This is a genomic window from Hyalangium versicolor (assembly GCF_020103695.1).
Taxonomy (GTDB): domain Bacteria; phylum Myxococcota; class Myxococcia; order Myxococcales; family Myxococcaceae; genus Hyalangium; species Hyalangium versicolor.
In genome coordinates this window covers 62,102-76,181 of record NZ_JAHXBF010000014.1, presented here as the reverse complement: position 1 = coordinate 76,181, position 14,080 = coordinate 62,102, and the positions used below count along the sequence as shown (strand labels likewise).

The window sequence follows — 14,080 nt, the reverse complement described above, 5'->3', positions numbered from 1 at the left end:
CGGGCTTCTCTCGGGCCTCCTACTCCAACTCCTTCCACATGCGCACCAAACTGTCGTTGGGTCGCCCCATGAAAGCATCGAGCAGGCGTTTCTCCACACCGTGAGACTCCCAAACAGCCACTGGCTCAAGCCCAGTGCATTCTTGGGGGCGTGCCTCTCTCGAATTGCCGAGGCTGTCGAAAATCCAGCAGCGGCGGAGTGGACCCACTTCCATTCTGAATTGGACAATGGGTTGAGTCAGACGTTCTTCAATCGCTCTCCACCCCATGAACTTCCATGACTTCGAGTGCGGGTGGCTGATAACAATCCTGAAAAGAATGGGTTTTGATGCGATCCTGTCCAGGTCCGAGTCTGGGCTGGTGGTTCTGTAGTCATAGAAGGCGTCAAATGGTAATTCGAGAACCCTTCCATAGCCGAAGGAGCCATCCGCGAGGGGGATTCTCAAGAATGAGCCTGGTTTATGTGTTGGCCGCATGCCCTAATATCCTGTGTAAGGATGAGTCTGACCCCAGCGAGTCGTAGCAGTGTTGTGAAACTGTCTGCCTCGCGGGTTGTCTTTTTGCCACGGCGCGCACGATGTTCTCGGTTCGATAAGGTTTGCCCGTGTCGGACCGGGCGCCTCCATGGAAGTCTATCAATTGCTGCTCTCTTCCACGAATTCGCCAATACGTTGGGTCATCATACCGGTGGCATCGTTGTCCGAGTCCGCCTTGAGGGTGGCGGTTGCCCCTGGCAACCGCTCCGGAAGCCCGAGTCGCTCAGCTCGATCGCAAGCATGGCGCAGGCTCCGCGGTCGGGGAGCGCCGCTCTGACGGGAGAGAGGGTGGCGGAGGGACTGACGGCCGCCGGCCTCCTACCAGCGGGTGAGCCATGAGTCGCTGGGCCAAGCCCCGCTGGCGCCACACCTACTCGCAGGGTAGGGTCCATGTTCGCTAACCTGCAGGGAGGTGAATGATGGACACGCACACCATGCCGCACGCCGATGTCGAGCCCGGCGTCACCATCGGTCCCTGGGTGGTGCGGCAGAGGTGGGACCGTGGCTCGTTCGGCGTGGTGTTCCGTGTGGAGCGGGCCGGGCACCCCGAGGCGGGCTCCTTCGCGCTGAAGCTGGCGCTTCAGGCCGAAGACGCACGCTTCACGCGCGAGGTGGCACTGCTCCAGTCCCTGCAGAACCCCTCCGTGCCGCGCTTCGAGGACCGTGGGTGGTGGGACTCGCCCAGGGGCGGGCAGTACCCCTACCTTGTCATGGAGTGGGTGGAGGGGAAGCCGCTCTACGAATGGGCCCGGAGCACTCGCCGCACTTCTCGCCAGGTCATCCATGTCCTCGAGCAGCTCTCCAGCGCCTTGGCGTGCGCTCACGCCGCTGGGGCTGTTCACCGCGACGTCAAGGGGGACAACGTGCTCGTCACCTCCGAGGGCCGGGCCGTATTGCTGGACTGGGGGTGCGGCATCCACCTGGGAGCGGTGGAGCTCACGGACGGGCCTCTCGGGCCGGGCACCGCGGCCTACCGCTCTCCGGAGTCGCTGCGCTGGAGTTGGGCGCACCGGCTCAGCGGGGAGCGTTACGAGCCGAAGGGGACGGATGACGTCTACGCGCTGGGGGTGACAGCCTACCGGCTGTGTACTGGAACCTACCCACCCCCTGTGGAAGAAGCCTCGGGGCCGCCCCGGCGTCTCTTTCCTCCTCGGGAGTTGGCCACCATCTCGGCTGGGCTCGACGAACTGCTCTTGGCCTGTCTCCACGAGGAGCCCCTTCGCCGACCGCCCGCAGCCTCGCTGTTCATCGCGTTGAGGCATGCGGCTTGTGCGGTCGAAGCTGCGGCTCTCATCCTCCCCACGCCGGCTGCGGCCGACACCGAAAAGGCTTCTCGGCCGGGCCCTCCGCGACGGAGCCCCCTTCTCGTAGGGGGTCTGGCTGTGGCGGTGAGCTGGGCCCTCGTGGCCCTGGTGCTACTAGGGACGCAGGCGCTCCGGGCTCGAGACTGGGGCGCTTTGCTCATGATGCGCGGCAAGCCATCAGCCGAGACTCCTGATGCCGGAATCGGGGAGGAGGCCCTGGCCAGCGCAGAGACTGGTCATGCGATCCTGTCTCCATTCATGGCCTATGGGCGGGCGATGCCCAACGAGCCGCTGCCCGGTCAGCGAACTCCCCCGTGTCGCCGGGGGGAAAAGGAAATCAACGGCGGGTGTTGGCTCGGCCCCATCGAAGGCGAGCGCGCCCCATGCGGCGACACGCTCTATGACTACCAGGGTAAGTGTTATGCGGCAGTGGGCCCCGTGCTTCGCTCGCCCACCTCGGAGGAGCCGCGCTGATCGCCGCTCGCGATTTCCGTGCAAATCTGCGTATCCTCATTGTTCATGAGCCATCTGCGGATTGCAGTCGTGGCGGTGTTCTCTGTGACGTTGGCGGTGTGCGTGGGTTGCAGCGGGAAAAGCCCCGGCGACGGCGGCACCAGCGATGGCGGCACCAGCGATGGCGGTACCAGCGACGGCGGCACCGGCGACGGCGATGGCTGCAAGGTCCAGGCGCTGGTTCAGGAGCGCTGCGTGAGCTGCCACGCGGCGAGCCCGATCAACGGCGCGCCGATGTCACTCGCATCGCTGGACTTCCTTCGCCTCCAGTCTCAGAAAGAGCCGTCGCAGTCGGTCGCCCAGCGCTGCGTTGAGCGGATGAAGAGCACCGACAACCCGATGCCTCCCGCGGGCGGGGCCCCGGCAACCGCGGCCGAGATCGCGGTGCTCTCCTCCTGGATCGATTCGGGCATGCCCGCCTGCGCCGAAGGAGGCGAGGAGCCTCACAGCCCGCCGAACCTGCTCCCGCAGAACGAGCTGTTCACCTGTAAGGACGCCGTCTCCGACGCGCCGACGCGCATCCGCCGCATGAACCGCTGGCAGTGGACACGCAACGTGGGCGGCGCGGTCACCCGCGGCTGGACCGGCTTCACCTTCTTCGACAACCCGTTCGACCCGGGCGCGGGCGAGGCCTACAGCACCTACGCCACCGACGAGACGCTCGACGAGGCGACGATCGAGCTGTTCCTCCCGGTGCTCAACGAGGCAGGCCCTCCGTGGGCGGGGCCATACACCGGCGACAATCGGCTCGAGCGCCTGCGGCTCGACACAACGCTCCGCTGCATGTGGGACGACGATCGCCCCACCGCCGCGTGCGTTCAGCACTACCTGCACGAGTTCCTGCTCCACGGAGTGCTCTTCCGCGAGCCGAGCGAAGGGGAGCTGAACCGGCTGCAGCAATTCGCGGCTACGATCCTCGCCGCCGAGCCGCCCGCGTCCGGCGGAACCGATATCCGTACCCACTCGATCACCCGGATCTCCAACGCGGCGTGGATGACCGCCGGCGCGCTGTTCCGCACCGAGGGCGGCGCTCCGACCGCCACCGGCCGCACCCAGCTCACCGACTGGGAGCTCGGTCAGCAGCTCGCGTACGCGGTCGGAAACCGCGCCCCCGGAGCAACGCCGACCTGGGTCTACCCCGATTTCTCCGCGCCCCTCGACGGCCACCTCGCGGACATCGCGGCCGCCGCCGCCAATGGCACCCTCCGCAACCCGGCGACGGCTGAAGCCCTCTTCCTCCAGAACGTGGGCGGAACTGATCCAACCCGGTTCGATCTGATTCAGGACTACAACAAGAACGAGCGCGCGGCGCGCGGGCAGTACTGGCTTGGTGACGGCGCGACCGGGTTCTTCCGCGAGTGGCTCGGCTACTCGAAGATTCCCGAGATCTTCAAGGAGCGCCCCGAGGCGCTCTCCGCGTTCGACGACGGCGACCCGAGCGGCTACCGCTCGCAGCTCTCCTCCTATTCCAACCTGATGGACGGCTACTACGGCGACGAGCCGACGCTGGTGCAACAGATGGAGGACCTCGTCTCGCGGGTGGTGGTCGAGGACAAGGACGTGCTGAAGAACCTCCTCACCACGCGCCGGTACTACCTCGCTTCGACGACCCAGCCGACGGCGGCTCCGGGCGCGACCAAGTACACCGGACAGATCTACAACGTGACCCAGTCGGTCGACACGGATCGCTGGGTGACGATGCCCACCACCGAGCGCGCCGGCGTGCTCACCCACCCGGCGTGGCTCGGCTCGCACGGCGGAAACTTCGAGGACGATCCGTCGATCGTCCACCGCGGCAAGTGGGTCCGCGAGAACCTGCTCTGCGGCTACATCCCGCCGCTGAGCTCGGTGCGGGTGATGGCGAAGGTCGGACCGCATGCCCCGAACAAGAGCGCGCGCGCCCGGCTCGACGACGCGACCGGCAAGGCCGAGTGCCAGGGCTGCCACTCGCTGATGAACCCGCTTGGGTACCCGTTCGAGACCTACAACCACGCCGGCTACCTGCGCGTGCACGATCACGCCGCGGACGGCTCGCTCGGCCCCCCGAACGGCTCGTCAACGCTCAGCGGTCTCCCCGACCCGGCTCTGAACGGCCCGGTGCGCGACGCCGTCGAGTTCTCGGAGAAGCTCGCTCAGTCGCCGTGGGTGAAGCGCTGCTTCATCCGCCAGGCGTTCCGCTACTACATGGGCCGCGACGAGAACCTCACCGATGCGTGCACGCTCGCGAAGATGGAGCAGGCCTACGACTCGAGTGAAGGCTCGTTCCGCAAGATGGTGGGCGCGCTGATCAAGAGCGACACCTGGACCAGCCGCCGCATTCCCGGAGAGGGAGAATGACCATGTTCAACCGACGAACGATTCTGAAGACGGCGGCCGGAATGGCGCTGTTCGGTCCTCTGCTGAGTGAGGCCGCGGACCCGGTGGGTCCGCCCCGGCGGCTGGTGATCGTGCTCGAGTGCAACGGCATCTACCCGGTCGCGTTCCTCAGCGCCAAGGCGCGCTCCTCGCTCGGCAGCGCGCAGATTGGCAGCGACATCATGTTCTCGCGCGTGTACCCGGCCACCGCGCGCACGCTGACCGGCGACGCGGTCGGCTCGGCGCTCTGCCTCGATCCGTTGAAGGCCTCCTCGTCGAAGATCTCGCTCGAGAACCGCGCCGCGGTGCTGCTCGGCTTGTCGAGCAACATCACCGGCGGCGGCCACTCCTCTGGCACCGGCGCGCTGAGCTGCGCGGTGAACGGCGCGGCGGCGACGATCGACGCGGTGCTGGCCCCAAAGCTCAAGCGGACCGCGCCGTACGAGGCGATCCGGCTCGGCACCAGCTCCGCGGCCACCCCCATCGTCTACGAGACCTGCAGCTTCGGCCCGAAGCGCCCGGCGCCCATCCTGGTCAACCCGGCGCTCGCCTACGATTCGATTTTCGGTTCGATCGCCAAGGGCGCCAGCGCCGGCGCCGAGCGCAGCGCGCTGTTCGACTTCGCCCGCGCCGACGTGCAGGCGACCCTCGCGACGTTCAAGGGCAACTCGAACGAGCGGACCAAGCTCGAGCGCTACCTCGCGTCGCTGGAAGGGCTCCGCGCGCGAGAGACGCAGCTCGCGTCAATGGCGGCGTCGGTGCAGCCGCTGCTGCCGCCCGCGCCTGCCGACAACCCTCTGATCAAGAACGCCGGCTCGCCCCCAGACTCGCTGATGTGGCTGGAGGCGCAGTTCCAGATCGCCACCACCTGCCTCCTTGGCGGCCTCACCAACACCGTGGTGCTCGCGTCGGGCAGCTCTGGCTTCGACGTGCACTACGAGAGCATCATTCCGACGATCGGCCGGCACGACCTTCAGCACGGCATCGATACCCCCGCGAACTGGACCGCGATTGCGGCGGTGACCCGCAAGCATGTCGAGCTGATCGCGAAGCTCGCGCGCACCCTCGCCGCCACCCCGGAGGTGGGCGCCTCCGGGTCGATGCTCGATCACACCGCGATCGTCTTCATGTCCGACAACGGCGAGCAGCACCACTCGACCGCCGCCGAGTGGCCGACGTTGGTGCTCGGCGGCAACGCGCTCGGCCTGCTCACCGATGGGCGGACGGTGATCTACCCGGAGATGGGGCAGGCCAATAACCGGCAGGTGTCGAACCTGTTCAATACCCTCGGACACGCCGCGGGCGACGCGGACTTCAACACCTTCGGCAACGAGGGCCCGACCCGAATCGCGCAGGGCCCGCTCAGCGAGCTGTACGGCTAGCGTGCTACGAGCGGGTTTCGGAGCTCGCGGTGCTATAGAAAGCGCACAGGAGAGGACTCGGAATGGCTCGGACTTCGAGACAAGGGCTCTATCTGGCTGCGGTGCTCGCGCTCTCGCTGTGGAGCGGGTGCAAGTGTGGGCAGAGCGGAGGAACTCCAGATGCGAGCCCGGTCAGCTCCTCGGCCCAGAAGTCGAGCACCGATGAAGACGTCCGTCCCGTGTACCCTGTGAAGGCCGGCGAGCCCTCACCCCTCGCACAGCGCCTCTGTGCCGCCATCCAAGAGATTCCCGCTCGACGTCGCGCCGCGTGCTGCAACGGCACGCCCGGGCTGCTCCTCACAGGCGAGTGTGTCCGGATGCTCAGTGCCGCCCTCGCCTCCGGAGCCGTGAAGCTGGAGGCCCCCGCCGTGGATGCCTGTGTCCAGGCCATGGAGCAAGCGCATCAAGGCTGTGAGTGGGTCGGACCTCAGACGCCGCCCATCCCCGATACCTGCTTGGGTCTCATCCATGGCACCCTCGCCACGGGAGCCAGGTGCCGCTCGTCGCTCGAGTGTTCCGAGGGCCTGTACTGTCGCGGCGTGGGCCCGACTGACACGGGAGTATGTAGCCCCCCGGGTGCAGCCGGTGAGCTTTGCTCCCTCGCCGTGGATCCGCTCGCGACCTACACACGGCAGGACACGCTGGATGAAGCGCACCCTGAGTGTCAGGGGTACTGTGGCAGGCGACTTTGCGCCGACCCTGTCGCAATCGGCGGAGCCTGCACCACCGAGGCGCAGTGCGCTCGAGGTCTCCACTGCGCCGCGGGGAAGTGCGCCGAGGGAGAGCTGGCCAGCCTGGGACAGCCGTGCGTCAACGGGAGCTGCGAGGAAAGAGCGCGCTGCATCCAGGGCGTCTGCACCCCCTCCAAGCCCGCCGGCGCGGCCTGCGAGTTCGATGGAGAGTGTCTGGGCGGATGCATCAAGCCCGACGGTGGGCGAGCTGGCACCTGCGGTCCGCGTTGTGACGCGCCGTAGTCTGGCTCGAGCCTCTTAGCCCAGGCCCGTCACCCGGAGCGTGAACCAGCCCGCGCCCAGCAGCACGACGACCGCGCTCAGGGCGCGGACTCCATAGGTGACGAACCACGGACGCTGGCGCGCCCAGAACAGGATCGGGAGCACCACTGCCAGCACCGCGAGCTGTCCCGCCTCCACTCCCAGGTTGAAGGACACCAGCGCGGGGATGAGCTGTGCCTTGGGCACCGCCAGCTCGCCGAGCGCCCCCGCGAAGCCGAACCCGTGCACCAGGCCGAAGGGGAAGGTGATGAGCCAGCGACGGTTCGCGTTCTTCACGAAGAAGTTCTCGCAGCCAACGTAGGCCACGGACAGCGCGATGGCGGGCTCGACGAACGAGGGGCTCGGCGCCCATACCCCGAGCACCGCCAACGCGATGGTGATCGAGTGCGCCACCGTGAAGGCCGTGATCGTCGCGAGCAGCCCTCGCAGGCGCCCGCCCACCAGGATGAGCCCAAAGAGGAAGACGAGGTGATCCAGGCCGCTCAGGATGTGGACGATCCCCATCCACAGCAGCGCTCCCACCACGGAGCCTCGCTCCGCCGCGCTGGCACCGACATCCAGCGTGCTCGCGCCCCGCAGCAGCACCGCATCCCCGCTGCCGTTGCCCGAGGCCACGTGCGCGAGGTGTCGATGCCCATGGGGCAGTTCCTGGAGCAGCGCCAACTCCACTGACGCGCGCGACGCCGTTTGCTCACAGGTGAAGCGCGTCTCCAGCGCCACGCCATCTTCCTCGACGAGCCGCGTTCCCAGCAGTTCTCCCGTGCACGGCGTGTCGTCCGCGTGCACGGAGACGCCCGAGCGTATTGCGGCCTGGATCGCCTCCCGCCCTGCCTCCAGTTCAGCCGCCGCGAGGGTGCCGTCCTTATCTCCATCCACTGCGGGCACGAGGCCCACCAGCTCCTGGCGGGCGAAGACAAGTTCGGCCTGGAGCGACTTGTCCTCCAGACGGTACTCCCCGCGCGAGATGCCGACCTGATGGGCGGAGGCCCGCATCGGCGAGAGCCCCGCCACCAGCACTCCGAGCACCACGAGTGTCCCATTCCAATGCATGTCCGAGCGCCTCATTCCTTTCGAGCCTCCGTGACCGCCGCGTGCCGAGAAGGCGGAGCCGCAAGCAGCTTCCGAGCCTCGTTGGCGCCGCTGACGTCGAACTCCGGGTTGAGCGACAGAGCCTGCTTCAGGAGCGCCAGGCCCTCGGCGGTCTCTCCCTGCGCCAGCCGGATGGCACCCGCGTGGAACTGTAGCCGTGGATCCTTTGTCCCGAGCGCCCGAGCGCGGTCGCTCGCGGACCGAGCCTCCGTGAGCTTGCCGGCGCGGTAGAGCGCCCAGGAGTAGGCGTCCTCTACGTAGACGTTGGGTCGAGCCCCATGCTCTGCCTGGGCCAGCCGGAGCGCCTCCCCGGGCTCGCGGTCCTTCGTGGCCAGGAACAGTGCCAGCGTGAGGTGATCGCCCTGCTTTCCCAGTCGTGTCACTTCCGCATAGGCGGCCTGCGCCCCCTGGACATCGCCCGCGGCCTCCCGCGCATCACCGAGCAGCCAGGCCGTCTCCGCCAGAGGGCTCTGGGCCTGAGCCCTCTCCAACAGTTCCACGGCTCGACGAGCCTCCCCCCGCGCGAGCGCCACTCTTGCCTTGCCCATGAGCGCCGGTGGGTAGCCCTCGAGCTTGCCGAGCGCGGTGTCGAAGCCCGCCTCCGCGCCTTCGACGTCACCTTCGTGCCAGAAGAGCATCGCCGTCTGGACGATCATCCACGCCAGCGGCTCTGCGTCGCGCGAGTCCCCTCCCGCATCGATGGCCATCCGGTAGAACTGCTTCGCCGCCGCCGCATCGCCCTGCAACCACCTCAGGTGGGCCGCGCGCCCATACGCGGGGAGGTTCGGCTTGAGGTCCATCATCCGCTGCGCCGCGGCGGCCGCTCCCTCGAAGTCACCGAGCTCCAGGTTGGCATCGCTCAGCACTCCCAGCGCCAGCGCATCATCCGCGTCCTGCTTCAGCGCCGTCTCCGCGAAGGTCCGTGCATCCGCGAAGCGGTGGGCATTCAGCAGCACCATGCCCTTGAGGCTCAGCGCCAGCTGCTGATCCGGGGACAGCTTGAGCGCTACCTCGGCGCAGGCGCCCGCGTTGAGGTAGTAGCCCGGATCGCCCGTGCCGCGGGCCTTGCGGATCCACTCCTGGCCCAGCGCGAGCCACATCTCCACCTTCTCCGGGCTCCGGAGCACCTGCTCCTGAAGCTGCCGGATCTGCTGATCCACCGCTGTCTGCCCACCGGGGGACGCGAGGGCCAGCAGGCGGTTGTCATCCCGCGCCTCTTTCGTGGCCGGAGCAGCCTGGGCCGTGGGCGCAGCGGACTCCTGCTTCTCCTTGCAGCCAGTGAGCGCGGCAAGCAGCACCATGATGACGGAACCGAGCTTCAAACGGGACACGATGGCCTCTTCGAGTCAGGAGCTTGTGCAACACGGCGGCCCCTCACGAAGAGCTCGCGAGAGGCCGCCAGACACTTCAGGGGGCTACGGCGTCGTCCGGCCGTGGCCTTCCTTGTCGCCGGACCACGGCAGGGCGAGCCACGGAGTGGTCGTCAGGTAGTTCCTGTCGTTGTAATCCACGCCGTCGGACACGCCCGAGAGCTGCTTGGTGAGGATCAGGCTCAGCAGCACGTCTGTGACGTCCGCCTGCTCCTTGTTGGGAGCGCCGCCGCCCGGGATGGGACGCCCGTTCGGGAAGCCTGGATCCATGGCCATGTCCACACGCAGCACGTCCCCGATGGTCTGGATGCCGTGCGCACCCGCCGCGGGGAAGTTCTTGATGTTGATGGCCTCGACGATGTCCATGCGGCCCGACTTGGGCGGAGTGATGCCCTGCAGCGGCCCGCCGTTGGCGTAGAAGCCAGCGAACTCCGCGTCACGCACGAGGATGGGGTTCAGGAAGTACGCGCCGAAGTTGTCCAGGTCCTTCGACGGGTGGGTCCGGTTGTACTTGTCCTTGTCCTGCAGGCCGATGAGCGCCTCGTTCACCAGCGGCAGGCCCAGACGAGACACCTGCACCCACGGGCCGAAGCCATCGCTCTGCCCGTTGTTGCGCAGGATCGTCACCTTGCGGCGGCTCGCCGAAGCCCACACGCCCAGCGTGGTGGCGTCGCCCGGCGTGTTGCCAGGAGCCTGCCCGTTGGCCGTCAGCTTCGTGGTGGGGATCTCCAGCGCGATGGCGTGGCAGTTGAAGCCAGCCACACCATCCTGCGCGTTGCCCTTCGCGCGCAGCCCGGCCAGGTCGAACACCCCGCCCAGGTCCACGTAGAAGCCGTCATCGCGCGGGCCCGCCCACACCGTACCCTCGGAGCCGGCCGCGCCCAGGGGCGAGGCGAACGAGGCCGCGAACGCGTCGTTGTACGAGGTCTCCGTCGTGGGGAACTGCTTCGAGCTCACGATGCTGAAGGTGCGCGCGCCGACGTTGGGCGGAGCCACCTTCACGTCCTGGGCGATGACGACGGGCGTCTTGCCCGCCTCCACCTTGGTCACCGTGTACGTCTGCACCGGGAAGCCGCCGCCCGCGCCCGCCGCCAACTGGAGGAAGAACTCCTTGCCGCCGCCGGCAGAGGCGTTGAGGTCACTCGGGCTCACCGTCGCCGGGGTCTGGGTCTTGAACTGGATCTGGTACGTCACCACGTCCTGGAGGCTGGTGGGGCCCCGGGCGATGTGGATCTCGTAGAGGACCTCGTCCGAGAAGGTGTGGAAGTTCGGGCCGCCCGAAGGCTCCTCGAGCGGGTTGTACGCCGCCACGATGTACAGCGTGTCGTGCGTCCCGGCCTTCACCCACGCCCACAGGTCGGTGTTGTCCGCCACGGGATCCCGCGAGATGGCGGGGGCCTCGCGGTGGCTCGAGGCTTGAGCAGTCTGAGGAACGGCCATTGCGCCCAGGGCGCAGAAGGCCGCGGTCATGCATACGTTACGCAGGTTCTTCATAGGGGTAGGGTTCCTTGGAAAGAGAAGGTGCTCACTTGGTGAGCACGTAGACGGTGCCGGAGCCATCCGCGGTGCTCTCGGCCCAGGCGTAGACCTCGGCGTCAGCAGCGCGGTGGATGCCCGCGGGCTCCGAGTAGGTGTTGATGCTGTCGGAGAAGCGCTTGTGCTCTTTCGAGGCGATCGCCACCCGCGCGAGGATGTCCGTGCCGGTGGTCGCATCCAGCGAGGAGACGATCAGGGCCGAGCCGTCCTGGGAGGCTGTGATGCCAGCCGGGAAGCCGACCTTGAACCCGCTCTGGAACACCTTCGCCGCCTGGCCGATGACCGAGATGATGCGTGCCGAGTTCCCACCCAGGTCACCCGCCGCGCTGTCGAGCACGTAGATGTCGCCGTGTAGAGTGACGGTGATGCCGCTGGGATCGTTGAACGGTTGGTTCTTGGCGATACCCTCCACGGAGCCGCCCGCGGCGGTGATCCGGAAGACGCCGGGCGCCCCATCCGTGGGCTGCTTGCCGGTGAAGTAGAGCTTGTCGGCGCCGTTCTCGTTCACCAGCACGATGCCACTGGGCGAGTAGCCTGCGGTGCCGGGCACCAGGCTGGGTGCGCCGCCCGCGGTTGGCACGCTCCAGATGCCGCCCCGGTCGTCCTCACCTACCGTGGCAGCCGGATCCGCGACGAAGATCGTCTTGTCATCCGTGGAGACGGCGATGCCCACGGGAGCCGCGATCGGGCTGCCCACGTGCAGGGCCGAGACGCTGCCTCCCGAGAGCGAGGTCTTGAAGACCCCCGCGCCGTCGGTGCCACGAGCCGTGAAGTAGACCTGGCTCCCATCGGGGTTGGGGGTGGCATCCAGTGGAGATGAGAAGGTCGCCCCGTCATGGGCCACGGACTTGATGTTCCCGATCGTCCCATCCCCGAGGACGGGGGGAGGGGGTGGCGGTTCTTCCTCATCTTTGCAGCCTGTCACCGCCATCAGGCCGAGACAGGCTCCTATCAGCCAACGATGCAAAGGCATTCGCGACGCTCCTTGTTTTGGGGAAGGACGGGCTCTGGAGTGCGAGCGGGAGCCGTCCGCCTCGCACACCGCCGAGGCTCGTTCAGTACGGAAGCAGCCCGAGATCGGATTTCTGGAAAGCGCGGAGGGTCGTCTCCCCACTCGCCAAGCCAGCGGAACTCAAAGGCCAATTGGCTCCGGGGGAGGGAGTCTGCAACCCGCAGACCTTGCCACGGCGTACCGTTTGCGCCTGTTCGAACGACGGTGTCAGGGGCTCTCGCGGCGTCGCGTCCAGCGCGCCCGCAGGATGGCCTCGCGCCGTCCGGCGACCGCGGCTGCTGACCCGAGGTCCCTCTCTCATTCGTCCACGTCCCCCCGTGCTCTTCCGGGCGCGGGGTAGCTCCGAGTTGGGTCATGCAGCCGAACCTGAATCGGCTCCTCCGGGCACTCGCCCGCGAGGGGCTCGAGGTGACCTATGACGGTCGCCTCTACTCTGTCCGCCTCCTGGGTGACGCGAACGCGCCGCCCGCTGAAGTCCTCCTCCCGCCGGACCTGCCCGTGGAGGGCAAGGCCTTCCGGCAGCTCGCCCACCTCGCAGCCCTGAAGCACCCCGGCGGCGGCTCCGTCCTGCGCGTGCGCGCCACCCCCGACTTTCACCCGGGAGACTCCGGTGTGGCCATCGGCTCGGTGCTGCACACGCGCGGTCTGGTGGTGCCCGGAGCTGTGGGCACCGACATCAACTGTGGCATGCGCCTGCACGTGGCCGATCTGCGCGTGGAGGACTTCCTCTCCCAGCGCGACGCCTTCGTGGAGCGCATGAAGGGCCACTACTTCTTCGGCACCCGGGACGTGGCCATGTCCTCGCGGGCCGCCGAGGCGCTGCTGCGCGATGGCATCCCCGGCTGGCTCCTGGAGACCGTGGACCAGCCGCTGGGCTGCTCCGCGAGGGCGGATCTGGCGCAGTTGGATCGTGAGTCCACCCGCATCTATCTGGGCGGAGCGCTGGAGGGGGACCCGTCCTGGGCGCCCTCGGGGCTCGTGAAGCCCGGCGTGGTGCGGGACGCGGGCCTGGCCACCATCGGCGGCGGCAACCACTTCGTCGAGGTGCAGCGTGTGGAGGCAGTGGCGGACCGGTCGCGGGCCTGGGAGTGGGGTGTGCGTGAGGGCCAGCTCGCCTTCATGATTCACTCGGGCTCGCGTGACGTGGGCAAGCACGTGGGCATGGCGTGGCAGGACCGGGCGCGCGCGGCGTGGCCCGCCGGAGCTCCGTTCCCTGAGAGCGGCATCCTCCCGCTGGCGGAGCCGGAGCTCGTCTCGGAGTACCTCAGGGCCGAGGCCACCGCCGCCAACTACGCCTTCCTCAACCGGTTACTGCTGGCGGAGCTGCTGCGGCAGACCCTGCGCGAGCTCTTCGGAGATGTGGAGGCTCCGCTCGTCTACGACGTGCCCCACAACATCACCCTGCCATGGGAGGGCGGCTGGCTGGCGCGCAAGGGGGCCTGCCCCGCCGAGGCGGACCAGCCCGTCATCATCCCCGGCTCCATGGGCGCGGCGTCCTACCTCATGGTGGGGTGCGGTGACTCGGCTGCACTGGCCTCGGCCTCGCACGGCGCGGGGCGGGCGCGCTCGCGCTTCTCCATGGCCCGGGGTGGGGCGGACCGGCGGGACGAGGCGCTGGGGCTCACCGGCGTGGACTGCATCACCCTGCGCGAGGAGCGCCGCATCGAGGAGGCGCCCGCCGCGTACAAGCCCATTGGGCCGGTGGTGGCCTCGCAGGTGGAGGCTGGCATCGTCCGCGAGGTGGCGCGGATGGCTCCGCTGCTCACGTTCAAGGCCTGAGCGGGTCCGGGCGGGATATCCGGAGCCGAGTCGATCGCGGCCTTGAGACCCTGGTGCCACCAGCGGGTGAGCAATGGCGGGTGTTGGCTCGGCCCCATCGAAGGCGAGCGCGCCCCATGCGGCGACACGCTCTATGACTACCAGGGTAAGTGT

Annotated in this window: 9 protein-coding genes; 4 read left to right on the top strand and 5 right to left on the bottom strand. The window is 68.2% G+C overall.

Annotation, left to right across the window (positions count from 1 at the left end; genetic code table 11):
• Positions 1–19 precede the first annotated feature (19 nt).
• Entirely contained in the window at positions 20–475 is a 456-nt protein-coding gene (locus KY501_RS27710; RefSeq protein WP_224366472.1) for an Imm26 family immunity protein, read from the bottom strand.
• A 476-nt stretch (positions 476–951) separates the two neighbouring features.
• Between KY501_RS27710 and KY501_RS27705 the strand changes: the two genes are divergently transcribed.
• From KY501_RS27705 to KY501_RS27695, 3 genes are all read left to right on the top strand, one after another.
• Positions 952–2,313, top strand: coding sequence for a serine/threonine protein kinase (locus tag KY501_RS27705; RefSeq protein WP_224366471.1), 1,362 nt, complete (start codon positions 952–954; stop codon positions 2,311–2,313).
• A 69-nt stretch (positions 2,314–2,382) separates the two neighbouring features.
• Positions 2,383–4,689 (top strand): DUF1588 domain-containing protein, encoded by a 2,307-nt coding sequence (locus KY501_RS27700; protein WP_224366470.1) that lies wholly within the window; start codon positions 2,383–2,385, stop codon positions 4,687–4,689.
• A complete protein-coding gene (locus tag KY501_RS27695; protein ID WP_224366469.1) occupies positions 4,686–6,089 on the top strand; it encodes a DUF1552 domain-containing protein in 1,404 nt (467 codons plus the stop codon). Before KY501_RS27700 ends, KY501_RS27695 begins: the two co-directional genes overlap by 4 nt.
• Before the next feature lie 1,028 nt (positions 6,090–7,117).
• On the opposite strand, the gene KY501_RS27690 is transcribed toward KY501_RS27695, so the two are convergent.
• The 4 genes from KY501_RS27690 to KY501_RS27675 all read right to left on the bottom strand — a co-directional run bounded on the left by KY501_RS27690 (position 7,118) and on the right by KY501_RS27675 (position 12,109).
• Positions 7,118–8,206 carry a HupE/UreJ family protein gene (locus KY501_RS27690; RefSeq protein ID WP_224366468.1) on the bottom strand — a complete coding sequence of 363 codons (1,089 nt, stop codon included), beginning with the start codon at positions 8,204–8,206 and terminating at the stop codon, positions 7,118–7,120.
• Entirely contained in the window at positions 8,203–9,561 is a 1,359-nt protein-coding gene (locus KY501_RS27685) for a tetratricopeptide repeat protein (RefSeq protein WP_224366467.1), read from the bottom strand. Before KY501_RS27685 ends, KY501_RS27690 begins: the two co-directional genes overlap by 4 nt.
• An 84-nt stretch (positions 9,562–9,645) precedes the next feature.
• Positions 9,646–11,094, bottom strand: a complete 1,449-nt coding sequence (locus KY501_RS27680; RefSeq protein ID WP_224366466.1) for a DUF4331 domain-containing protein — start codon at positions 11,092–11,094, stop codon at positions 9,646–9,648.
• Between the two features lie 31 nt (positions 11,095–11,125).
• Positions 11,126–12,109, bottom strand: a complete 984-nt coding sequence (locus KY501_RS27675; protein WP_224366465.1) for a YncE family protein — start codon at positions 12,107–12,109, stop codon at positions 11,126–11,128.
• Between the two features lie 393 nt (positions 12,110–12,502).
• Between KY501_RS27675 and KY501_RS27670 the strand changes: the two genes are divergently transcribed.
• On the top strand, positions 12,503–13,927 hold the full coding sequence (locus KY501_RS27670; protein ID WP_224366464.1) for an RtcB family protein: 1,425 nt from the start codon (positions 12,503–12,505) through the stop codon (positions 13,925–13,927).
• The last annotated feature ends 153 nt before the right edge of the window (positions 13,928–14,080 follow it).

Excerpts from the sequence above, each read along its gene's own strand:
- KY501_RS27710 (WP_224366472.1), bottom strand. The coding sequence starts at position 475 with ATGCGGCCAACACATAAACCAGGCTCATTCTTGAGAATCCCCCTCGCG.
- KY501_RS27705 (WP_224366471.1), top strand. The coding sequence starts at position 952 with ATGATGGACACGCACACCATGCCGCACGCCGATGTCGAGCCCGGCGTC.
- KY501_RS27695 (WP_224366469.1), top strand. The coding sequence starts at position 4,686 with ATGACCATGTTCAACCGACGAACGATTCTGAAGACGGCGGCCGGAATG.
- KY501_RS27690 (WP_224366468.1), bottom strand. The coding sequence starts at position 8,206 with ATGAGGCGCTCGGACATGCATTGGAATGGGACACTCGTGGTGCTCGGA.
- KY501_RS27680 (WP_224366466.1), bottom strand. The coding sequence starts at position 11,094 with ATGAAGAACCTGCGTAACGTATGCATGACCGCGGCCTTCTGCGCCCTG.
- KY501_RS27675 (WP_224366465.1), bottom strand. The coding sequence starts at position 12,109 with ATGCCTTTGCATCGTTGGCTGATAGGAGCCTGTCTCGGCCTGATGGCG.
- KY501_RS27670 (WP_224366464.1), top strand. The coding sequence starts at position 12,503 with ATGCAGCCGAACCTGAATCGGCTCCTCCGGGCACTCGCCCGCGAGGGG.